Here is a 21,168-nt window from a genome sequence, read left to right as displayed (position 1 = left end):
AGCTGAGGGTCAAGCTGCTTAGCAGCGCGCAGAAGGTCCGTTAACCTCGACATTTAGATCCTCACACTCGCACGGCTCGGGTCCGTCTCCGCACGTCACAGTGCATCACGGTCCCTTTGTCCAATCCTAACCCGGCGCCGATCGAGCTCGATGCGCCGCCGTTCCCGGATAAGGCTGGATGCGGCCGTTCAGGCTGGTGGAATGCCTCGAGCTGACAGGCCGCCGCAGGCGGCCCGGGTGACCTCGTGACGAGCATGGCGCCTGCCTGCTCATGATCGAGGAGGACGCTTCCATGGCCATCACCACCAACATCCGCCACACCGAGCCCCGCGCCTGGGTTGGATGCCTTGCCTGCTACAACGAGGGCAACCTGCTGGGCAGCTGGTACGACGCGGATGACTGCGACGATGTCACGCCGGCGAAGCTGCACGGCTCCCCATACGACCCTGACGGCCACGAGGAGCTCTGGGTCATGGACCACGAGGGCATCCCCATCCAGGGAGAGATGAGCCCGCATGACGCCGCCCAGTGGAGCGAGGTGCTCACCGCGGTGCCCGATCATCAGCGGGAGGCCTTGTTCGCGTGGGTGAAGTCCGGTTCGTACGTTGCCGAGGGCACGGGCGACCTGCCCAGCACCTCCGACTTCGAGGAGCGCTATGAGGGCGAGTGGTGCTCCTGGCGTGAGTACGCCGACCACATTCTCGAGGAGGGCGGCCTGCTCGAGGGCGTCTCCGACGAGGTGCGCCGGTACATCGACTACGACCAGTGGGCGCGCGATCTGCTGTTCGACTACACCGTCGAGCACAGTGAAGACGGCGGCGTCTTCGTCTTCCGGGACCTGTGATCGAGAGAAGTCGGCCCCGCAAGAGTCATGGTCACCTCGCGGCCACTTTGTGGCCGCGGGCTGGCCGTTCGAGGGGCTCCCAGCGACCTGCCCGCTGGGCGGCCACGTACCGGCCAGACAGTGACCGCAAGTGGTCACACATGGGCCTCAGCTGGCCCGAGCACGGCAACGGTTCTTGGAGCAGTCGATGCGTGGGTGCTCATTGGCCTCTTGCTGGCCGCGGCGAGACCACGATCTGGCCACCAGGTGTCCGCAGCTACAGGTCCGCCTTCCTGAGCAGTTCCGACACGCTCATGTCGAGGGCGCCGGCAAGGCTCGTCATCGTCGCCATTCGGGGGTTCGAGGGGCTCGTGGAGTCCTTCCGGCCCGAGCCGCGCCCGGCCTCGAGCAGCTGGAGTGAGTTCTTTGTCAGGCCGGCGGAGTAGGCCAGGCCCTCCTGCGTAAGTACTTTCTGCTCCCTCAGGCTGCGGAGGGTCGCTCCGAGGCGACGCGCGTCCGCATTTGTCCAGTTCACAGAACAATCGTCCCCATCGGGCCTGTGATAGAACACCCTATTTGCAAGGCCTGTTATGTTTGGCCTGTGGGGATTCGGCTCGTTTATGAGCCAAGACGTATGAACACCTCATCGCTGTTGGTGACTGGCGGACCCCTACGGCCCTGTCCATCACGGACCCAACTAGGAGATCAGCATGACCATGACCATGACCGCGCGTAGGTCATTCGGCCTTGCCGCCCTCGCACTGGCAGCCCCCCTGGTGCTATCCGCCTGCGGCGGGTCCACCGATGCATCGACGGGCGACGGCCCCGCTGAGGCGCAGGAGAACGTCTACGAGTTCGCGCAGCCCACGTACGCCGGCGACGCCGGCGCGCTCGAGGTCCGCATCCCCGAGAGCCTCATGGAGGCGGCCGGGGAGGACATGGATGGCCTCCTCGTCTCGGGCATGGCCTTCACGCCGCACGAGCTCGAATCCGCCGACCGCTGCGCCGTAGACCTGCAGGTGGCCTACGCCGGAGATGGGAAGTCCACACTCGAGGCCTCCGGCCAGAGCGCCGCCGAGTCCGTCGAGAAGCAGAAGGAGACCTTCGACGCCGACCTGCAGGCCGCTCTCGACCAGCTCGGATACGCCAGCTGGGACGAGTTCGTCGCGGCTGCCGGCACGGAGGAAGCCATCGAGCAAATGGACGTGATGGTCGGTCCCGTGACAGCAGACGGTGAGCTGGACGTCGATGCACTTGAACGCCAAGCACAGGAGAGCCAGGGGACGCCGCGTGGCACGCTCCTGAGCGCTCTGGGACTACCCGGCGACCCCGGGAACGAGACTGGGCAGTTCCCAGACGGCGCACTTGCGCTCGATGCGCTGGACGAGGCGGACCCCGAGACGGGGGCCTACGCCTCGGACGATGGTTCTGACATCACCCTGGTCCAGCCCTGTGCGTCCTCGGTCAGCGACGAGGATTCGGCGACGTTCACCCTCCGTCTCCCGAAGAGCGGCGAGGATGACACGACCAGCGACGCCGCGTCGTTCACCTTCACGGTCATGCGTTCCGGCGAGATCGGAGTGCTCGAGGGCGAGGTCGATGGCTACACCACTGACTCGAACGGTGACTGGATCACCGACTGACACATCAACAAGGCCCGCTCGTGGTTCCCCCAGGGGAGTCACGGGCGGGCCTTCTTTTTAGGCATCGTTCGCGTCGCGTCGCCCGTCGGTCCTGCGGACCACCGGGCCTCGTGGTGGTGCTGGTCGGCCGGTCCGAGGATGTTGTTCAGAGGGCATGGCCGGCAAGACCGTGGGCTACGCCAGGGTCAGCGCTGCTGACCAGAACCTCGACCGCCAACTGCAGGCGCTCGGGGAGGTGGACAAGCTCTTCACCGAGAAGGTCAGCGGCAAGAACACCTGCGACCGACCGGCGCTGGCCCGACTGATCGGCTATGTCAGGGAGGGCGACATCGTCAAGGTCAAGTCGCCTGACCGCCTCGCCCGCTCCACGACCGACCTCCTCGCCCTCGTCGAGGAGATGCGCGCCAAACAGGTCCAGGTCGTCTTCGTCGACAACCCCGAGCTGAGCACCGACACTCCCCAGAGCGAGTTCATGCTGACCATCCTCGCGGCCGTGGCCCAGCTCGAGCGCGCCACCACCCGGGAGCGCCAGGCCGAGGGCATCGCCGCAGCCCGCGCCAAGGGCGTCTACCAGCGCACGGTGCGCCTGAGCGCCGAGCAGATCGAGGACGCGAGGAATGATCAGAACCTGTGGATGAGTCTCGGCGGGGTGGCGTGCAAGGGGCGCACCTTCCCGAGGCTGATCTACAAGGAACGAAGACTCTGATCAAGAACCGGCGTTGACGCGCTGGTTCGGGAAGGTACGCCCGATGCTCAAGATAGTCCCCGACGATTCCGACTCCAACCAGGCCGGGCCGAACCCGCCCGGCGAGTCGATGCTCGATGCGATCGCTCGCGACGGTGCCCGGCAGATGCTCGCGGCCGCGTTGCAGGCCGAGGTCGCCGCCTACGTCGACGCCTCGGCGGACGAGGTCGACGACAACGGCCACCGGCTGGTGGTGCGCAACGGGTACCACGCCACCCGCGAGGTGACCACCGCGGCCGGTGCAGTACCGGTCCGTGCCCCACGGGTCAACGACAAGCGCACCGACGAGGCTACGGGTGAGCGGAAGCGGTTCGCCTCGGCGATCCTGCCCGCCTGGGCGCGCAAGTCCCCGCAGGTGGCCGAGGTGCTGCCACTGTTGTACCTGCACGGCCTCTCGTCCAGCGACTTCGCCTCGGCGCTGGAGCAGTTCCTCGGCTCAGCCGCGGGCCTGTCACCGGCAACGATTACCCGCCTGACCGGCCAGTGGCAGGGCGAGGCGGCCGCGTTCAACACCCGGTCGCTGGCCGGCACCGACTACGTCTACGTCTGGGTCGACGGGATCCACCTCAAGGTCCGCCTGAACCAGGACAAGATCTGCCTGCTGGTAATGATCGGCGTGCGCGCCGACGGCACCAAGGAGCTGATCACCCTCGATGACGGCCACCGCGAAAGCACCGAGTCGTGGGCCGACCTCCTGCGCGACTGCAAACGTCGCGGGATGGCCGCCCCCGTGCTCGCGATCGGGGACGGCGCACTGGGGTTCTGGTCCGCCCTCCGCGACGTCTTCCCGACCACCCGGGAACAGCGCTGCTGGTTCCACAAGATCGCCAATGTGCTCAACGCCCTGCCCAAGTCGGCCCAGCCGGGGGCGAAGAAGGCACTGGCCGAGATCTGGCAGGCCGAGGATCGTGAGCACGCTGAGGCTGCCGCGGCGGTCTTCGCCGACGAGTACGGGGCCAAGTGGCCCAAGGCCGCCGCGAAGGTCACCGACGACCTCGACGTACTGCTGGAGTTCTACGCCTACCCCGCCGAGCACTGGATCCACCTGCGCACCACCAACCCCATCGAGTCGACGTTCGCCACCGTCCGGCTGCGCCAGCGTGTCACGAAAGGGCCCGGGTCTCGCGCCGCTGGGATCGCGATGGCATTCAAGCTCATCGAGTCCGCCCAGACCCGCTGGCGCGCCGTGAACGCACCCCACCTCGTCGCACTCGTCCGCGCCGGAGCGATATTCGAGAAAGGACAACTCGTCGAACGCCGCGACCACTCCGACACCCTCGAATCAGGGCCGGATCAGCGAGTCGCCTGAAACTTCTCATCCGCAGATCGTGACACAATCTCACCCTCCTGAGAGGGTCCGACTGGATCTGCGATCCGAACCCTCTCATTGGCACCCTCTAGGCTATAGCAACTGCAACTGCAGGAGTTCACAATCGCTATTCATGATGCGACTCTTCTGAATCCGTGCCACCTTCTTCTCGCTGATCACGAAAAGCCGTAGCAACAGCCACCGTTAGGGCGATAACCAGTGCAATCCAAAGGTTTCCCAGCGCTTCACCCAGCGACCTACCAGAGATGAGGCAGTACACACCTACGAGTGCCGCCAATCCCGCAACGGAAACACCGAGATACAACGCCGCGCGCTGAAACCCAACTCGCGAAGGCATCCTCAAGACAAATCATCTCCAGCCCTTAAGTGCCAGTGGCGGCCTCAGCCGGGGTAGGGTGCGTTCCTCAGCGGGGCAAGCTGAGCCGCAGTAAGACCGGCCGCTGCGAGGGCGGCTGCAATCTTCTTCCGATACCGCCACACCAGCCGAGCCACGCGGACGAGCACCCAGGAGGTGGCAGGAATCCCCACGCAACCCACGACCACCTCGGTCACCTGCATGATGACACGGTTCTCCGAGACCCCGCCACGGAAGACCCAGGCTGCCGTCAGGGCACAGCTCACGAGAGCTGCGGGCCCAGGAAGAGGGATCCTGGCGACCGCCGGATCGCTCTCCCCTCCCGTCGCCATCTGACTCTCAGCGAGCTCTTGGACTTCGGCATCCGTGAGATCCCCGAGTTCGCCGAAAGCGGTCTCGAGATCCTCGTACTCCTTCAATTCTGCATTGCTAAGGCCACGCTTAGCACGGTCACCGGCTGCACCTACATCTTCCTGCCCACCATCGGCGCGCGCTACACTTGGAGCGGCTGCGAACGCGCCCCCCAGCGCAATTGCCGGCGCGATTCTAAATACGAGATTGCGACGATTTGTAGCCACGTCAATCACATCCCTGCCATTGTCGGAGTTCCTTAAAGTGTCCCCCATCACGTTCCCACTTGCTCAGTCGGACGTCAAGAGGACGCAGTGGCCAAGGTGGCGTCCGACTTGGCTCACGCTTGCGGAATTGAACTGAACGTGGTCTGTGACATGGGGCGGTGGGCATGTCCGATTCGTCGCATCTGAGGACTTAGCTGTGGTCTGGTCTGATGCTGCGGGCGAAGAAGACCCTGACCGAGATCTGGCAGGTCGAGGACCGCGCCCACGCGGAGACCGGCCAGAAAGTTCGCCGGCCTCTACGGCGCGAAGCGGCCCAAGGCAGTCGCGAGGATCATCGACGATCTCGAGGTGCAGCTGGAGTTCTGCGACTACTCGGCCGAGCACTGGTTCCACCCGCGCACGACGAACCCGATCGAGTCGACCTTCCGGTTCACGGGCCGCTGACGTGGCGATGGCCTTCAGGGTCGTCGAGCCCGCGCACCTCCGCTGGCGCGCCGTCAATGCGTCCCACCTCGTCACCCTCGTCCGCCCCGGCGCTCGCTTCCATATAGGACGCCTCGTCGAGCGGCCCAACCACCCCCGGATCAGCGCCGGATCACCAGGCCGCCTGAAACTACTCATCCACAGGTCTTGACAATACCTCCGAGGACGCCCGCCAGAGCCTCGAGACGGGCGTCGCGCATGCCAAGGTGGCCCGGGGGCTGGGCGTGTCCCGCACGACGCTCTACGCGGCCCTGAACGGCACGGGCGCCTACGCCCACGAGAGCAGCACCCCCGCCGCCTGAGCACCCAGCGAAGTCCGCGCGCTTGGACACTCAGGTTCTACAGTGGGCTGGGGCCGTCAGAGGCTCGGCCCGCCTTCCTTTGAGCGGTCGTTCTGAACCGATGGGCCTCGACCGTCACGAGCACGCTCCATGCGCTCCTGCTTGACCTTGAACGATGGCGAGAAGTCGGCCAGACGCCCCTCGTTGCGCAGCGCGTGCGACTCCATGAGCAGGGCTTCCTGACGCTTCATGACGTCGGCCGTGATCGGCCGATCCGTCCGCCTGATGTCCATCGGTACCCGCCGCCTGTCGATGGTCTCGAGGTCCGCGGTGAACGCGACGACGCGGACCTTGGTGTTCGGCCTGATCAATCCGGACTGCAGCACATAGGGCGAATCCACGAACTCGTCCATGACACCGCCGAGATCCTTCTGCAGCGCAGATCTGTCGGTTGACTTGAACGTCGTGGGCGCGCCATCACGGGGAGTGCTCTGGAACAGGCTCAGACCGGTCTGATACTGAGCCAGCGGCTGACCCTCGCGCAGCTGATAGTCCACCATGTACATAGAGGGCGTCTCCTCACTGCGGCGGCGGCTCTTGGCGATCACCGCGAGCATGTCCACGTCCTCGGTCGAGTGGCCCAACGTGCCGTCGATCCGCCCCGACTCCAGCGGAAGGCTTGGGTACGGGCGATCAGCGTCCTCGTCGGCCTGGGCAACGCCCTGCACGGGTCCAGCGGGACGATCGGTGACGGTGATCCGGGAGGGCTTCTCCAGGGTTTCCTCGGCCTCGCTGAGGGCCTGGCGGCGGTCTCGGGCCGCCTGCTGCTCGCGTGCCCGCTCGAGCTCTTCCTGGCGCGCCTGTTCCCGCTGAGCCTCGAGCTCTTCCTGGCGAGCACGATTGACATCCTGCTGCCGCTGCTCCTCGAGCAACGCGGTACCGGATGCGATGTACTCGGCCAGCTCCCCCTGGATGTATGCCTCCTGAGCAGAGCGAGTGACCTCCTCGTGAGAGGCAACAGAGCCCTCGCCGGACTCACGTACCTGGCGCAGGTAGGCGGCGTGCATCTCGGGATTCTCCCGCCACATCTTTTCGACCATGTCGGCCGCGACGCTGGTGCGCAGCCCTCGGCGCACCTCGGTGAGCTCTTCGACCGGAAGGTCGCTCATCTCCCTCTTAGGGAGATGAGTCAGGTCCTGGTGCGCAGCCTGGCGCTCCCAGGTCCCCTGAGCGATCTCCTCGAGCTGCTCCTGCACGCCCTGATCCATGTACGGTTTGCCGAGCTTGCGACCCAAAGGAGTCGCGCGCCCGTCGAGACGGTAGCTGCGCAGCTTCTGATCTCCCGCCTTTGTCGTGCGGATCGAGGTCTGCACCTCGTTGCCCGTCATCTCGATGAGACGCTCGCCAAACACCTGCAGACGGACGTTGCTGGACATGCCCCCCAACTGGGTGCCCTCCCTCTCATGGATGTTGCCGAGGGCGTCATCAACGGCAAGACGAACGCGGTCCTCATCGGACAGCTTGCCCTTCACGCGGTCGTAGTAGTCCTTCTTGCTGGCGACGCCCCTCTCATACTCCCGACTGCCCACAGGTGCCATCACCTGAGCCGGCAGCCCGTACTCCTGATGATGCGTGTTGAGACGGTCGTCCATACGGCGACGGACGTCGTCGATGTTGGTGAGGTCGCCCTTTTGCCGCTGGCCCGCGCGAAACCGAGTTCCGCCCAGCTCCATGTCCTTGGCCAGCACCGAGTTGGTGACGTAGTGGACGTGGAACTTCCCGCCCTCCCCGCGCGCCCTCGCGGACGGCGACCCCTCGGCGTCTGTCTGGCCGACGAGGAGGCCTTGCTGGCCCGGATAGATCTGCTGGATTGAGTCCTCAACGAAGCGGAACGCCTCGGCGGTCTGCTGAGGATCGTCCGGATTCACCTCGTGCAGACCGAACGACACGATGATGTGGTAGCCGTCGTTGCACATGGCGAACTCGTTCTCCGGAGCAACCCGGACATGCGTGGCCTCCTCGCCGGAGCGAGCCTCACGCCAGTTCTTGCCCTGCTTGAGGTGCGTGGCGTCAGTCGGATCATCCGGCTCGTAGTACCGACCTGGGAGCTTCCGTTCCCGCTTGTCCTGACGGTACTCACGACGCAGCTGGGAGAAGTTGTCGACCGCAGTCGAGACGCCGCAGTTCTGCGCGCTAATATGCGCCATCCGACTGCCCGCAGGGACAGCCTCGTATCGCTTGCTCCCCGTGACATACCGAAGCGTCGCAGCGGTCGAATCGGTCGGGATAATCTTGGTCTGCACGGCGGCCTACTTACCGGAGCGAGGCGTCGGCTTGCGAGTCAACTCATCGAGCCTGGCGAACTTCTCGGAGACCGTCCGGGACAGCTCCTCGACGCACTCGATCAGACGATCGTTCTCGGCCTTGAGCGCCGCGACCTCACCTTCATCGAACGGAGCCACGGGTCCAACCCCATGGCTCCTGCGGAACGCGAGGACGTTACATGCCCGGGCGATCTGGTTGAGCGAGTAACCCGCGGCGCGTGTCTGCTTCTCAACCGCGCCCATGGCGACGGTCAGGTCCTCGCGCGTGTGCAGCACCGCGTCGCGCAGAGCGAGTGCGTCGCGCACCCTCTCTGGCACATGCGCAGCGCGACGGCCGAGGCGCAGTTCTGCACCTGTCACGGCGGCCTTGGTGATGCTCTTGGCACCCACCGTCGACGACGCGGCGATGAGTCGGCGGACAGCCGAGGACCGATTCTTCACGGCGGGCTCGACGGTACCGACACGGTCAAGTTCTTCAGCTTCTTCCACCGTCATCCTGGCGGACACAACGACAGTCTGCTCGGACGCCACAGGGCCACCTCCTTCGCTACGTACCCGGCGCCCTGCAAGCAGACCTCCGACCGGGAACCATCCTGACGATCCCCATCTCTCGGCGAGCGTCTAAACGATGCCCTGAACCGCCGAGAGGGTACTCAATGCTTACCATCATAGCCGAGTATATCCCTGCTAGCCAGCAATCCCCCCAGTATACAAATCCTCGCTTCGCTCGGACCTGGGGGGCTGCTGGCCAGAGGGGGCTACGCCCCCATCTGGACTCCCCCGGCGCTGCGCGCCTGATGGGCCTCGGTGCGCGGGCGCACCTCCCGCACAAGTGCCGATCCGAGTCGCAGGCGACTCGGCCGAAGACACAGGCGGGCCCCGACGCTACGTAGCATCGGGGCCCTTCTGTGTCGCAGGATCGACGGGCTACACATGCTCCATCCCGTCATCCTCACCGTCGCCAGAGAGGGGGTCGACCGACGCCAAGCTCGACACATAAGGAGCCCCCTCTGTGCCGTCCTCCACGGCATCCTCGGACACATCCAGACGCGAGGTCTGGGTACCGGTCTGGGCGATCATCTCCTCGATCCTCTTGAGCAGGATCTGTGCCCGCTTCGCCTCGGCCTTGTCGCGGCCGACAGGTTCCACATCGAACAACCGGTAGAGCTCCTCCGCGATGCGCGAGCGCTCGTAGCTGGCCCTCGCAGCACCCCGCTGGACCTGCTTCTCATAGTCACGCTTCGCTGCCAGTGCTTCTGCAGCCTTCGCCTCGATCTCATCTGCCCATGTCATTGCTCTTCCTCACTTCCACCGGGAAACCCGGGACTGCACCGAAGCGACCTTCACCTCGGGACGACCTGTGTCGCACATCGGGGAGTGCGACCCCTCCCTTCTTCACACGGATTGGGTTCACCACCCCATTGAGTCGATGTCGATCGCCTCCTGCGCTGCCTCATCGAGCTCTGCAACATAGCCCTCAGCGCCGAAGCAGATCGGCGCGAAGCCGTTACCGCAGGCGCAGGCCACCATCTCGACGCCAGCAACCGTCAGTCGACCTCCGGTGAGTTCAGCGCGCAGTTCATCAAGGACATACCCGTGCTCTTCGTGCCAGATCTGCGCGTTCTCCTCGTCCGTGAACTCCTCATCGGTCATCGCCTTGTCGTAGACATCCTCCACGTACTCGACGAGCCGCCAGTCCGGGAAGCTGCCCACCCGCAGACGCACACCCTTCAGAAGGCGCTCGATGCGCTCGGGGCGCTCCGGCTTGGCATCGGTCGCAGGCGTCGCTGCGGACCTCGACCGAGACTCAGGCGATGCAAGCACTTGCACGGGAGTCGCAGGCGTCTCCGTGACCGCCACGGCGGCGTCGCCCGCCTGGCTAGCCATCCGCCGGAGCTCCTCGCGCCTTGCTCTCTGGCCTTTCTCGTACTCCCGTTCGAATTGCTCGTGGAACTTGGCGTACAGCCTCGGGTACGCCTTGTGGACGTCATCCAGCTCGCACAGTCGATCCTTCAATCTGCGGCTGAGCTGTCTGACGATCGAGCCGCTGTGTTCGTACGCCTGATTGATCGCTGCGTAGTTCTTTGCATAAAGCTCCGGATGCATCTCTTTGACGTCGAGCGGCGTGAGCTCAATGACCATCAGCTTGCTCTTGATCTCCTCGAGCAGCGGGACCTTGTAGCCCTCCTTGCTTGTCAGCGCATCGACTTCGGCGCGCCAGTCGTAGCCGGGCGTTGCGAAAATTTCCTCATCTTCGTAGCGCGCCTTGCCTTTGGCCTGCTCATACGGACTCTCGTGCAGCAGATAGCGGATGTACCGCGCCCAGGAGTGCGGGTCCCCCTTCGTATTGACCAGAGGCTGCACCTGCACGTCACAGCCGAACATCCTCTCGACCGTTGCGACAGTCCGGGTTTCCACAAGCTCGATGCAGCCCTGCACATGCGGGTCGACGCCATCGCGGTCATGGACTACGCCCACGTACCGCTTGACGTTGGGTCGGTCGACTCCCTCCAGGAACTGCGTACGAGTGAGGAGCTTGCTGGTCACCTTGAAGCGCCGATGACGAGGCGCGGTTGATGTTTTTGACATTGCTAATGTATTCCTTGCTTCAGAGATTCTGCGGATGCTCGGAGATGCCATTCGCCAGGCATCCTTTTCTTGTGTCTGGCCGCCTGTGAGCCGAGGCCATCCCTCAGGGAGGACGCGGCCGCGCGTCAACTCCTCGCTGCACCTCCAGGAACCCTCGTACCCATTCGCGCCCATTCTCGGGTTGGAGAATGGGTACGCCGGCAGAGCTGCTACAAATTGCTTCTGACCAGGAGTTACAACGCCTGCGACGCTGATCCGTCGTACCCAATCTCGGGAACGTCATCTCAAGACCACAGGCGCGTGCGCACCCGGGCTGAACTGCACTTTTGCTCCGACGTACCCATTCGTACCCATTCTTGGGCGGGGTCTGAGGCAGAAATCCTGGCTCGAAGTAGATTGGTACATTCGGTACACGGCCCGGTTTCGCTTGATATACGAGCGAGGAGTGTGTGCCACTTCCATAAACCAAAACGGGTACAACTGGTACACGACCGTCACGAGGTGATACCGGCACGCGGTCGGTGGCACTCACGCCATCACCATCATCGGTCTGTATCCGATGTGCGTCCGTGGCCTCGAGTAGGTCGGCGGGCAGTTGGCGCGCCATCGGCGAGCAGTTGCGCGCGTAGGCTGAGTCGGCACTGCGGGAGCACCAGTTGGACAGGGTGTCCGCGATCGCCGAATCGGCGCCGGCGAAACCGACGGCCTCGTGGCCGTTCGGGCCGGTAGTCTTCGCGCTCACGATGTGCCGCCCAGGATGACCGCGAGATGCTCGCGCTGCTCAGGTGTCAACGGTGGCGCTTCGGCAACAATTCGCTCGACAGCGGCGACGACGTCACGAGTGGGCGCCTGCCGCGCAGGAGTCGCGAGAGCGTCGAGATCCTCGCGACGGATCTTAATCCTGCCGCCGATATAAATTGCAGGAAGCCGACCGTCAGCGATGTAGCCGCGTAGCGTCGAGTATGCAGCGTAGCCTTCAGCGACGGCCTGCTGAAGGGTGACATAGATGGGCGAGACTGGGGGTGTCGAGGACACAGGGACTCCCTAGGAGTCATTACCCGTGTACTCGTGGCCGCCTCGTAAGTCCCTCACCTACCAGTAAGGGCGGCTTCGCTCAGGCCATGTCCTCGTCGCTGGAGCGCCAGGTCCGACGAGTGTGGGTCATGCTCGGCCGGTCCACCCAAGAGAGCCCATCTCCTCGGAACCTGTGACTCTGGCCTATTTCCTCGCGCCGGGAGTCACGCCGGTCCCGCGAGTGTGGGTCACCAGTGGCAGTCGGAGGAGCCCATCCCTGGATTCCGACACGCGACCCTGCCCTGTCATCCGAGGGTGGTGGGTCGCCCGCCAGTCCCTCTTCCACCGGTGTGCTCATGCCGGCGCTTCTCATTTTCCGCCGGAGGAGCACTGCTCCGGTCGGGGTAGTGACCGAACCTCGGCCACGCTCCAATTATAACCACGACAGCGCATCTCAGCGCATCTCAGCGCCATCTAAGTATGCTTTTGCTCGACCACGGTTGCGAGCACCGTGATGGCGTACTCAGCGGTGGATGCACCGGTCTCGTCCCGCATCACGCGGTCGAGGCCGCGACGCAGCCGATTCTTCGTGGCGGACATGGACTTCTCCTTCATCTCGTGGACGGCGCGATACCGTCCGATTCGTGAGCGGCGCGTCGCCGCCCGATTCGGGGGCGACGAGCTGCCGCGGGCAGACGGCGACTGCCGTCCCGATACGGCGGCCGCAGCCGCCACCTTGCGGCGTCTCACCCGCCGTGGCCGTCCGACGGCGGGGCCCGGGCCCGGGGCGGCGCGATGGTCATGGCAGCATCGACCCCGTGGTGGTGAGCGCGAAGGTGCCGCCGAGCAGGGACATCACGGTCGGGATGATCCCCAGTACGACGAAGGCCGGCAGCAGTGTGATGCCGGTGGGGAGCACCAGACGCACCGCGAGCCGGGCCGCCCGCACCTCCGCATACCGGGCGCGCCCCCTGCGCCCGTCCCGGGCCGCGGATCGCAGCACGCGCGACAGATCCGCTCCGGCGGATTCCGCCAGGACCGCGGACTGCCCCAGCGGGGCGAAGGCCGGCGGGAGGTCGTCGACGGCGAGCGCGGCGGGCAGTCCGGCCTCCAGCGCGGCGGCCGATCGGCCCAGCAGCTGAGCATCCGGTCCCGCGGGCAGAGCCTGTGCGACCGCGGCGACGGAGCGGGACAGGGGCAGACCGGAGTCGAGGGCCCCGGCGATCAGCTCCAGGACGACCGAGGGGTCGACATGGCTGCCGCGAGGCGGATCCGCCTGGTGGATCAGGCGCCGCATCCACCACCAGCCCGCAGCGGTCAGCACGATGCCGAGGGCACCCAGCAGATTCCCGGCGGGCGAGGCGAGCAGCAGACGCAGCGGATCCCCGCCCAGCAGCATCCCCAGCCCGAGCCCGGCCAGCGGCAGCACCAGCAGGATCCGGGCGGTCGAGCGCGGCCCCGCGAAAGCCGTGCGCCGGGCCAAGGACGCATCGTGCAGGTCCCGCAGGGCATCGGCGAGGCTCTGCAGCATCCCGGCCGTGGGCGCCCCGGTGCGTTCGCAGACCGCGAGGGCGGCGCCGAGCGACCCGATCGTCTCCGAGCCGTGCAGCCGGCCCGGGGCCGCTCGCCGGGGATCCGCCCCGGAGGCCGCGGCGCGGGCCAGCTCTCGAAGCTCCCCCACGGGCAGCGACCGGGCGACCGCGCCCCAGGCGCGACGGATAGACGCCCCGGAACCGATCACCGTGGCCAGCTGCTCCACCATCCGCGCCACCTCGAGCGGGGTCGCCCCCGAGCGCCGCGCCTGCGCCCTGGCACCCTGCGGAGACGCCGGGGCCGTGGGCGGCGTCACGACCCAGACCAGGCACAGAGCCGCCAGGAGTCCGCACAGCATCAGCAGCATCACGCCGCCCTCCGGCCGGTCCGGGGCGACGAGGAGGCGGACGATGCGGAGGCGGACGCTGCGGACGGGGCAGAGGGCACCCGTGCCGCGGACGACGCCGCCTCCGGGCCCATCGCCTGCGTCGCAGGGGAGGAGGAGCGCGGCTCGCGCGCCAAACGCTCGGACAATGCGGTGGCGGCCGGGCCCTCCCGCAGACCGCCCTCCTCGGCGCGCAGGGCCGTGGTGGCGCGCAGCATCCCCTCGCGATCCCGGTGCAGCACGGCGATCTCCTCGAGCCGGCGGACGCCGCCGCGCCGCCCGAGGTGCACCACGACCTCCAGGGCGCTGCTGACCTGAGCGGCGAGGGCGCCACGGTCCAGACCGCCGAGGGCGCCGAGGGCCTCCAACCTGGCGGGCACGTCCGCGGCGGTGTTCGCATGGACGGTGCCGCAGCCGCCCTCATGGCCCGTGTTCAGCGCCTGGAGCAGTTCGCGGATCTCCCCGCCGCGGCACTCCCCGAGCACGATCCGATCCGGGCGCATCCGCAGGCTCTGGCGCACCAGGGTCGTCAGATCCACGGCGCCGGCGCCCTCGCTGTTGGCGTGGCGGGACTGCAGGTGCACCACATGGGGATGGTCCACGGCGAGCTCGAGGACGTCCTCGACCACCACGATCCGTTCGGTGGGCGGGGCCTCCCGCAGCAGGGCCGCGAGCAGGGTCGACTTGCCGGTCCCGGTGCCCCCGGTGACCAGGAACGGCACTCGGGCGGCGACCAGGGCGAGCAGCACCGCACGGGCCTCCTGGCCGACGGCGCCGAGCTCGGCGAGCGCCGCGAGGTCCAGGCTCTCGGAGGAGGGCAGACGCAGGGAGAGGATCGCGCCGCCGGGGGACAGCGGCGGCAGCACGGCGTGGACGCGGATGCCCGAGGGCAGGTGGGCATCGGCCCAGGGGACGGCGTCGTCGAGACGCCGTCCGCCGGCGGTCGCCAGGCGCACCGCGAGGTCCCGGGCCGGGGCCGGGGTCAGATGCACCGTGGTCGGCCGCAGGCCGTCGGCGTCGTCGACCCAGACCGAGCCGTCGTCATTGACCAGCAGATCGGTCACCCCGGGGCCGACCAGGCCCTGCAGAGGGCCGAGCCCGTCGATGTGATCCCGGATATGGGCGGTGACCTCGAGCGTCGCCGCGGCGCCGAGCACGCGACCCTGGCGGCTCAGGACCCGGGCGATGCGCGGGACGTCGACGGGGCCGGGGGAGCGGACCAGGTCCTCGCGCACGAGCTCCAGCAGGTCGGAGAGGTCCTCGGCCGGAGCGGCCCTCGACGCCGTCATGACCCGTGCTCCGCCCCGGGCCGGGCCAGCAGGCGACGAGCCGCGCGGTCGGCGCCGCCCCGGCGCACGTCCAGCAGAGGCACCGTTCCCCGCGGGCTGTCGCGGAAGGAGCCGGCCAGCGGCAGGGCGAGATCCTCGCAGACCTCCGGCGGGGACAGCGGGCCGCGACGACGCGCCACCACCTGGGTCGGGGGGTCGAGCTGAGGCCAGCTGCGCAGTCGCCGGGCGGCGGCCCGCACCGCATGATCAGAAGTGGGTACGACCAGGAGGACCCGGTCGGCATGCTCGGCCGCGACCGGCACCAGGGCGGAGGCCAGGTCCACGATCACGGTCCCACCCAGCGGGGCCAGCGCCGAGAGCACCTTGGACAGCGAGGACGCGTCGGGCCCTCCATGATCCTGCGCGGCCAGCAGGGAGACCTCGTCGACCCGGGGCAGCCCCTCCCGCAGGGCCTCGCCGTCGTCGGGGCCGAGACCGGCGGCGTCGGCCCAGCCGATGCCGGCCGACCCGACCCCCTCCACCAGCAGGTCCAGGCCGCCGCCCAGCGGGTCGGCATCGACCAGGACCACCGGTCCGCTCGAGCGTGCCGCCGCTGCCAGGCGGGCGGCGAAGCTCGACGCGCCGGCCCCGCCGCAGCCGCCGGTCACGGCGACCAGGGTCGACGCCGCCCGCGGACGAGCGAGCTCGGCGAGGAGGGAGAGCAGCTCGTCGGAGCCGTCGGGCAGGGTGATCACGGCCCGGGCCCCGGCACCCAGCGCCCGCTTCCACGCGGCGACGGGGACTTCGGGTCCGTCCATCACCACCAGCAGGGGGACGGAGGGGCCGGGCAGAGGGCGTGCATCGTCGGCGAGTGCGGCACCATCGATCACGACAGCGGCGGGCCGACCCGCCGAGGAACCGTCACCGGACGCGTCGACGAGGTCCATCCCCACGGCGGTGGCGTGATCGCGCACGCGCTCCAGGAGAGCGACCTCGGATCCCAGCCAGCGCACCTGCGGGCGCCCTTGCGAGGTCGCCTCGGTCGACTGCGCGAGAGGGCCGGGGAACCGTGCTCGCCGCCGCCGGGGAGCGGCGTCGGGACGGCCCGCCGGCTCCGTGGGGACGGCCGCATGGAGGAGGTCCGACGGGGGTGCGGGGCGACGGGTCGGTGGGATGGTGGTGCTGGTCATGCGGCCATGGTGGCCAGCTCAGGAGCGTCAGCGCACCGCATCGACCTCGATGGTGGACAACCACCCTCTGGGGAGGAAGGACGCTCCGGGGCCGGGGCTTGCACCCTCTGCGTACCCGGCGTAGTGTGATCTGCACAACGACGAATACCGGCACCGGAACCCACGTGCGACTGGTCCCCGCAACGGACCGGCTGTGAGGCGTCGAAAGCGCCACCGCAGCCACACACCGTGCACGCCTGATACCGATGCAGATGGCTCGTCCGGAGCGGCGCCGCGAGAGATCGCGTCGCCGCTCCACCATGTGTGGGGCCGGGTGCTCAGGTCCCCGGCGTCGCTGCCGGGTGCTCATGTCCCCGGGGTACTCATGTCCCCGGGGTGCTCATGTCCCCGGGGTGCTCAGAACCCCAGGTGCTCAGAACTCCAGGTCGACGACCACCGGCGCGTGATCCGACGCGCCCTTGCCCTTGCGCTCCTCCCGGTCGATGAACGACCCGCTCACCGCCGCTTGCACGGCCGGGGAGCCGAGCACGAAGTCGATCCGCATGCCCTCCTTCTTGGGGAAGCGCAGCGCCTGGTAGTCCCAGTAGGTGTAGGTCCCCGGGCCCGGGTGGTCCGGACGCACCACATCGGCGTACCCCGTATCCACCACGGCCTCGAAGGCGGCGCGCTCCGGCGCGGTCACGTGGGTCTTGCCGTCGAAGGCGGCCATGTCCCAGACGTCCTCGTCCTGCGGGGCGACGTTGAAGTCGCCCACCAGCACGGTGCGGGCCTGCGGATCCGTCGCCAGGTCGCGCTCGCCCTCGGCCTGCAGCGCCTCCAGCCAGCGCAGCTTGTAGGCGTAATGGGGGTGGTCGAGCTCGCGCCCGTTGGGCACGTACAGCGACCAGACGCGCAGCCCGTCCCCGACCACGCCGCTGAGCGCGCGGGCCTCGACCACACCGGTCTCGTCCTCGGGCCAGGTCGGCGCCGCCGGCAGCTCCGTGCGCACGTCGTGCAGGCCGATGCGGGAGATCAGCGCCACGCCGTTCCATTGATTCAGGCCGTGGGCGGCGACCTCGTACCCCGCGTCGGACAGGGCGGTCAGATCGAGCTGCTCGGGCTTCGCCTTGGTCTCCTGCAGGGCCAGGACGTCCACGTCGTGGCGCTCCAGGAAGGCGAGCACGCGCTCCATCCGTGCCCGCAGCGAATTGATGTTCCAGGTCGCGATGCGCATGACACGATCCTACGGGGGAGCGCAGACGCCCGTGCGCCGCCGCGAACCGTCGTAAACTCTGCCCATGGCGCGCGCACTGGTCACCGGGTCGACCTCCGGACTGGGTCTGGAGTTCGCCTGGCAGCTGGCCGGCACCGGGCACGATCTCGTGCTGGTCGCCCGCGACGAGGACCGTCTGCGCGCGGTCGCCGAGCAGATCCGGGACGTCCACACCGTCGACGTCGAGGTCCTACCGGCCGATCTCTCCGACCGGGAGCCGCTGGAGCGGGTCGCGATCCGCATCACCGATCCCGTCGACCGGGTGGACCTGCTGATCAACAACGCGGGCTACGGGCTGCGGGGCGGCTTCCTCGAGGTGGGCGTCGAGGACCATGAGAAGCAGATGGACACGCTCATGAAAGCGGTGCTGGTGCTGTCCCACGCGGCCGCACGCACCATGGTCCAGCGCCGTCGCGGGGCGATCCTCAACGTCAGCTCCCTGGCCGGGTACACCACTGCGGGGCCGTACGCCGCGTCCAAGAGCTGGGTCACGGTGTTCACCGAATCCCTCGCGATGGAGCTCAAGGGCACCGGGGTCACCGCGACCGCCCTGCTGCCCGGCTTCGTCCAGACCGAGTTCCACGAGCGGGCATCGATGAGCATGGACGGGCTGCCGCGGATCACCTGGCTGAAGGCCCCCTTCGTGGTGGAGCAGGCGCTCAAGGACACCGCACGGGGCACGGTGCTGTCGATCCCCTCGGTCACCTACCGCACCGCAGGGGAGGTCTCCCGGATCGCACCGCGTCCGCTGGTGAGGGCCATGACGTCGCAGTCCTGGTATCAGCACCTCCAGCGCCGAGCCGTGAAGCGCTCGCGACGCAAGGCCTCCCGACGCAAGCTCCATGCGCCGTGGGAGCGCGATCCCGAACAGTAGATCCTGAACCGCAAGTCCGGAGCAGGAGACCCGGAGCAGGGTGCTCCTGCCTCGCCGTCCTGATCCGCGGCCCGCCCTGCTCGCACAGCCCGTCCCCGCGCGGTGTGGTCGATTACGCTGAGCTCATGCCCGAGACCAGCACCGGACCCGTCCCCTCCGACTCGATCGATGCCGCGCGCGAACGCCTGCGCGAGCTGATCCGCGATCTCGCCGTCGTGCGCGGACAGGTCACCCTCTCCTCGGGTGCCGAAGCCGATCACTACGTCGACCTGCGCCGCATCACCCTCCATCATGAGGCGGCGCCGCTGGTGGGCCGCGTGATGGTGGATCTGCTGCGCCGCGAGGGACTGCTGCCCGGCGTCGAAGCCGCCGGCGGGCTGACCCTGGGCGCCGATCCCGTCGCCGCCTCCATCCTCCATGCCTCCGCGGCCACCGGCACCCCGCTGGACGCCTTCGTGGTGCGCAAGGCCAACAAGGCCCACGGCCTGCAGCGCCGCATCGAGGGCCCCGAGGTGGGCGATCGTCGCGTGGTCGCCGTCGAGGACACCTCCACCACCGGCGGCAGCGTGCTGACCGCCTGCGAGGCGCTCGAGGAGGCCGGGGCGAGGATCGACGCGGTCGCCGTGATCGTGCACCGCTCGGAAGCCTCCCGTGCGGCCGTCGAATCCGCCGGGTACCGCTATCTCGCCGCCTACGACATCTCCGAGCTGGAGATCTGAGGGACCGTCCCGCCTGGCCGGCGGGGTCGACCCTCTGCCCTCGCCGCCCGGGCCGCGTGACCGACCGAGCAGAGCGGCGGACTCGGCAGGGCCACGCGTGAGCAGTCGGGACAGCGCTGGTGAAGGTCCTGCGCAATCGGTCTCCTCCACGGGGGACGTGCAGGGGAGACCGCATAGCATGGTCGGGGCGGTGCGAGGGGCCCTGCCCGGCCCGATCCGGGGGCGGCGATCCTCTCCGGGGAACGACCCCGCCGGGCCGTCCGGACCGATTCCCGCACCGGCCGACCGAGGATCGAGGAGACCTGCATGAACATCGTCGACTGGGCCGTGAGCACGATGGACAGCTTCGGCGCCTTCGGCGTCGCGCTGCTGATCTTCCTGGAGAACGTGTTCCCTCCGGTCCCGTCCGAGGTGATCCTGCCGCTGGCCGGCGTGGCCGCAGCCGGCCCGAACAACACCTACTGGGCGATGCTGCTCGCCTCGATCGGCGGCTCGATCACCGGGGCATGGCTGCTGTACGGCCTGGGCCGCCTGCTCGGCCCGGAGCGCCTGCGCACGATCTTCCTGAAGCTGCCGCTGCTGCACGTGAAGGACTACGACAAGACCGTCGACTTCATGGACGAGCACGGCCACAAGGCCATCTTCTTCGGCCGCATGGTGCCGGGCGTGCGCTCGCTGATCTCCATCCCGGCAGGCCTGTACGCGATGCCGCTGGGCACGTTCACCCTGCTCACCCTGGCCGGCAGCGCCATCTGGAACTCCGTCTTCCTGACCATCGGCTACTTCATGGGCAGCAACTGGACCGTGATCGAGCCGTACACCGACATCTTCTCCAACGTCGTCTACGCGATCATCGCCCTCGTCATCCTGGTCTTCGCGATCCAGCTCATCCGCCGCGAGATGGCCCGTCGCCGGCTCGGCCTGCCCGATCCGGACGAGGCGATCCTCGAGCAGGAGGAGGACGAGACCGAGGATTCCGAGGACCTCCAGGGCTCCGGGCCCGACGGCGCGACACGTGCCGAGGACTCCGGGCCCGACGGGGCCTCCGCGCGGTCCGACGGGACCCCCGGGTCCGCGCAGTGAGCCGGGAGTCTCCCGCCGACGGATCCGAGCCGGAGCGCGTCGTCGGCGTCGGCCCCCATCCCGAGCCGTGGCCGACGGACCCGCACCTGGACCCCGAGCTGCTCGCCGCCGGGGACCGCCGCAACGTCGAGGACCGCTTCCGCTACTGGCGCCGCGAGGCGATCGTGGCGGAGCTCGACACCCACCGCCACGATCTCCACATCGCCGTCGAGAACCTCGGCCACGACGCGAACATCGGCTCCGTCGTGCGCACCGCGAACGCCTTCGCCGTCGGCGCCTTCCACATCGTCGGCCGACGACGCTGGAACCGTCGCGGGGCCATGGTCACCGACCGCTACCAGCACGAGATCCATCATCCGGACGCCGCGGACCTCGTCGCCTGGGCTCGCCAGGAGGGGCGCCCGCTGGTCGCGATCGACCTGGTCCCCGGGGCGATGCCGATCGAGCACGCCCTGCTGCCGCGCAGCGCCGTGCTGGTCGTGGGGCAGGAGGGACCCGGCGTGAGCCCGGAGCTCCTCGCCGCCGCCGACGCCGTCGTCGGCATCACGCAATTCGGCTCCACCCGCTCGATCAACGTCGCCGCCGCCGCCGCGATCGCGATGCACACCTGGATCCTGCAGCACGGCGAGATCCCCGAGGGGCCGCTGCGCTGAGCGCGTCCGGCCTGCCCGAGCGGAGGCCGGCCGTCGACCTTCCCAC

The 21,168-nt window shown here is 68.2% G+C and carries 20 protein-coding genes and 1 pseudogene; 9 read left to right on the top strand and 12 right to left on the bottom strand.

Annotation, left to right across the window (positions count from 1 at the left end; all coding sequences use genetic code 11):
* Positions 1-292 precede the first annotated feature (292 nt).
* Positions 293-844 (top strand): antirestriction protein ArdA, encoded by a 552-nt coding sequence (locus JOF44_RS08700; protein ID WP_209889822.1) that lies wholly within the window; start codon positions 293-295, stop codon positions 842-844.
* A gap of 256 nt (positions 845-1,100) precedes the next feature.
* Here JOF44_RS08700 and JOF44_RS08695 read toward each other — a convergent pair whose 3' ends face one another.
* Complete coding sequence (locus tag JOF44_RS08695; RefSeq protein ID WP_209889819.1) at positions 1,101-1,358, bottom strand: helix-turn-helix domain-containing protein; 258 nt, start codon at positions 1,356-1,358, stop codon at positions 1,101-1,103.
* 175 nt (positions 1,359-1,533) lie between these two features.
* Between JOF44_RS08695 and JOF44_RS08690 the strand changes: the two genes are divergently transcribed.
* From JOF44_RS08690 to JOF44_RS08680, 3 genes are all read left to right on the top strand, one after another.
* Entirely contained in the window at positions 1,534-2,466 is a 933-nt protein-coding gene (locus tag JOF44_RS08690) for a hypothetical protein (RefSeq protein ID WP_209889817.1), read from the top strand.
* A gap of 154 nt (positions 2,467-2,620) precedes the next feature.
* On the top strand, positions 2,621-3,172 hold the full coding sequence (locus JOF44_RS08685; protein ID WP_209889814.1) for a recombinase family protein: 552 nt from the start codon (positions 2,621-2,623) through the stop codon (positions 3,170-3,172).
* A 43-nt stretch (positions 3,173-3,215) separates the two neighbouring features.
* Positions 3,216-4,520, top strand: a complete 1,305-nt coding sequence (locus JOF44_RS08680; protein ID WP_209889811.1) for an IS256 family transposase — start codon at positions 3,216-3,218, stop codon at positions 4,518-4,520.
* 402 nt (positions 4,521-4,922) lie between these two features.
* Here the strand turns inward: JOF44_RS08680 and JOF44_RS08675 are convergent, their stop codons facing one another.
* A complete protein-coding gene (locus JOF44_RS08675; RefSeq protein ID WP_209889808.1) occupies positions 4,923-5,315 on the bottom strand; it encodes a hypothetical protein in 393 nt (130 codons plus the stop codon).
* A gap of 377 nt (positions 5,316-5,692) precedes the next feature.
* Between JOF44_RS08675 and JOF44_RS20680 the strand changes: the two are divergent.
* Positions 5,693-6,108: pseudogene (locus JOF44_RS20680) on the top strand (IS256 family transposase); the annotation flags it as partial.
* A gap of 207 nt (positions 6,109-6,315) precedes the next feature.
* Here the strand turns inward: JOF44_RS20680 and JOF44_RS08670 are convergent.
* The 10 genes from JOF44_RS08670 to JOF44_RS08625 form a co-directional block, all read right to left on the bottom strand.
* Entirely contained in the window at positions 6,316-8,541 is a 2,226-nt protein-coding gene (locus tag JOF44_RS08670) for a hypothetical protein (RefSeq protein WP_209889805.1), read from the bottom strand.
* A 6-nt stretch (positions 8,542-8,547) separates the two neighbouring features.
* On the bottom strand, positions 8,548-9,093 hold the full coding sequence (locus JOF44_RS08665) for a hypothetical protein (RefSeq protein ID WP_209889802.1): 546 nt from the start codon (positions 9,091-9,093) through the stop codon (positions 8,548-8,550).
* A gap of 396 nt (positions 9,094-9,489) precedes the next feature.
* Positions 9,490-9,855, bottom strand: coding sequence for a hypothetical protein (locus JOF44_RS08660; RefSeq protein ID WP_209889799.1), 366 nt, complete (start codon positions 9,853-9,855; stop codon positions 9,490-9,492).
* A 117-nt stretch (positions 9,856-9,972) separates the two neighbouring features.
* Complete coding sequence (locus JOF44_RS08655; protein WP_209889796.1) at positions 9,973-11,109, bottom strand: hypothetical protein; 1,137 nt, start codon at positions 11,107-11,109, stop codon at positions 9,973-9,975.
* A 780-nt stretch (positions 11,110-11,889) separates the two neighbouring features.
* The gene (locus JOF44_RS08650) at positions 11,890-12,186 is read right to left on the bottom strand and encodes a helix-turn-helix domain-containing protein (RefSeq protein ID WP_209889793.1); all 297 of its coding nucleotides are present in this window, start codon (positions 12,184-12,186) and stop codon (positions 11,890-11,892) included.
* A gap of 453 nt (positions 12,187-12,639) precedes the next feature.
* The gene (locus JOF44_RS08645) at positions 12,640-12,765 is read right to left on the bottom strand and encodes a DUF4244 domain-containing protein (protein ID WP_245348897.1); all 126 of its coding nucleotides are present in this window, start codon (positions 12,763-12,765) and stop codon (positions 12,640-12,642) included.
* Between the two features lie 199 nt (positions 12,766-12,964).
* Positions 12,965-14,065, bottom strand: a complete 1,101-nt coding sequence (locus JOF44_RS08640) for a type II secretion system F family protein (protein ID WP_209895828.1) — start codon at positions 14,063-14,065, stop codon at positions 12,965-12,967.
* Positions 14,065-15,372 carry a TadA family conjugal transfer-associated ATPase gene (locus JOF44_RS08635; protein ID WP_209889790.1) on the bottom strand — a complete coding sequence of 436 codons (1,308 nt, stop codon included), beginning with the start codon at positions 15,370-15,372 and terminating at the stop codon, positions 14,065-14,067. The genes JOF44_RS08640 and JOF44_RS08635 overlap by 1 nt, the downstream gene beginning before the upstream one ends.
* Positions 15,369-16,541 carry a septum site-determining protein Ssd gene (gene ssd / locus JOF44_RS08630; RefSeq protein ID WP_209889787.1) on the bottom strand — a complete coding sequence of 391 codons (1,173 nt, stop codon included), beginning with the start codon at positions 16,539-16,541 and terminating at the stop codon, positions 15,369-15,371. The genes JOF44_RS08635 and ssd overlap by 4 nt, the downstream gene beginning before the upstream one ends.
* Before the next feature lie 412 nt (positions 16,542-16,953).
* On the bottom strand, positions 16,954-17,754 hold the full coding sequence (locus JOF44_RS08625; RefSeq protein WP_209889784.1) for an exodeoxyribonuclease III: 801 nt from the start codon (positions 17,752-17,754) through the stop codon (positions 16,954-16,956).
* A 64-nt stretch (positions 17,755-17,818) separates the two neighbouring features.
* Here JOF44_RS08625 and JOF44_RS08620 point away from each other — a divergent pair, with 64 nt between their 5' ends.
* The 4 genes from JOF44_RS08620 (at position 17,819) to JOF44_RS08605 (ending at position 21,122) form a co-directional block, all read left to right on the top strand.
* Positions 17,819-18,667, top strand: a complete 849-nt coding sequence (locus tag JOF44_RS08620; RefSeq protein WP_209889781.1) for an SDR family NAD(P)-dependent oxidoreductase — start codon at positions 17,819-17,821, stop codon at positions 18,665-18,667.
* Between the two features lie 125 nt (positions 18,668-18,792).
* Positions 18,793-19,386, top strand: coding sequence for an orotate phosphoribosyltransferase (locus tag JOF44_RS08615; RefSeq protein ID WP_209889778.1), 594 nt, complete (start codon positions 18,793-18,795; stop codon positions 19,384-19,386).
* A gap of 306 nt (positions 19,387-19,692) precedes the next feature.
* Positions 19,693-20,469: a DedA family protein gene (locus tag JOF44_RS08610; protein ID WP_209889775.1), complete on the top strand. Its 777-nt coding sequence runs from the start codon at positions 19,693-19,695 to the stop codon at positions 20,467-20,469.
* Positions 20,466-21,122 carry a TrmH family RNA methyltransferase gene (locus tag JOF44_RS08605; protein ID WP_209889772.1) on the top strand — a complete coding sequence of 219 codons (657 nt, stop codon included), beginning with the start codon at positions 20,466-20,468 and terminating at the stop codon, positions 21,120-21,122. The genes JOF44_RS08610 and JOF44_RS08605 overlap by 4 nt, the downstream gene beginning before the upstream one ends.
* Positions 21,123-21,168: the final 46 nt, after the last annotated feature.

This window comes from Brachybacterium fresconis (assembly GCF_017876515.1).
GTDB lineage: Bacteria > Actinomycetota > Actinomycetes > Actinomycetales > Dermabacteraceae > Brachybacterium > Brachybacterium fresconis.
This window is presented reverse-complemented; position numbering and strand designations above follow the sequence as displayed.

What these genes read in the sequence shown, in the direction of transcription:
- JOF44_RS08700 (WP_209889822.1), top strand. Translation starts at nt 293, where the DNA reads ATGGCCATCACCACCAACATCCGCCACACCGAGCCCCGCGCCTGGGTT.
- JOF44_RS08690 (WP_209889817.1), top strand. Translation starts at nt 1,534, where the DNA reads ATGACCATGACCATGACCGCGCGTAGGTCATTCGGCCTTGCCGCCCTC.
- JOF44_RS08685 (WP_209889814.1), top strand. Translation starts at nt 2,621, where the DNA reads ATGGCCGGCAAGACCGTGGGCTACGCCAGGGTCAGCGCTGCTGACCAG.
- JOF44_RS08680 (WP_209889811.1), top strand. Translation starts at nt 3,216, where the DNA reads ATGCTCAAGATAGTCCCCGACGATTCCGACTCCAACCAGGCCGGGCCG.
- JOF44_RS08660 (WP_209889799.1), bottom strand. Translation starts at nt 9,855, where the DNA reads ATGACATGGGCAGATGAGATCGAGGCGAAGGCTGCAGAAGCACTGGCA.
- JOF44_RS08645 (WP_245348897.1), bottom strand. Translation starts at nt 12,765, where the DNA reads ATGTCCGCCACGAAGAATCGGCTGCGTCGCGGCCTCGACCGCGTGATG.
- JOF44_RS08640 (WP_209895828.1), bottom strand. Translation starts at nt 14,065, where the DNA reads ATGCTGCTGATGCTGTGCGGACTCCTGGCGGCTCTGTGCCTGGTCTGG.
- JOF44_RS08635 (WP_209889790.1), bottom strand. Translation starts at nt 15,372, where the DNA reads ATGACGGCGTCGAGGGCCGCTCCGGCCGAGGACCTCTCCGACCTGCTG.
- ssd (WP_209889787.1), bottom strand. Translation starts at nt 16,541, where the DNA reads ATGACCAGCACCACCATCCCACCGACCCGTCGCCCCGCACCCCCGTCG.
- JOF44_RS08625 (WP_209889784.1), bottom strand. Translation starts at nt 17,754, where the DNA reads ATGCGCATCGCGACCTGGAACATCAATTCGCTGCGGGCACGGATGGAG.
- JOF44_RS08620 (WP_209889781.1), top strand. Translation starts at nt 17,819, where the DNA reads ATGGCGCGCGCACTGGTCACCGGGTCGACCTCCGGACTGGGTCTGGAG.
- JOF44_RS08615 (WP_209889778.1), top strand. Translation starts at nt 18,793, where the DNA reads ATGCCCGAGACCAGCACCGGACCCGTCCCCTCCGACTCGATCGATGCC.
- JOF44_RS08610 (WP_209889775.1), top strand. Translation starts at nt 19,693, where the DNA reads ATGAACATCGTCGACTGGGCCGTGAGCACGATGGACAGCTTCGGCGCC.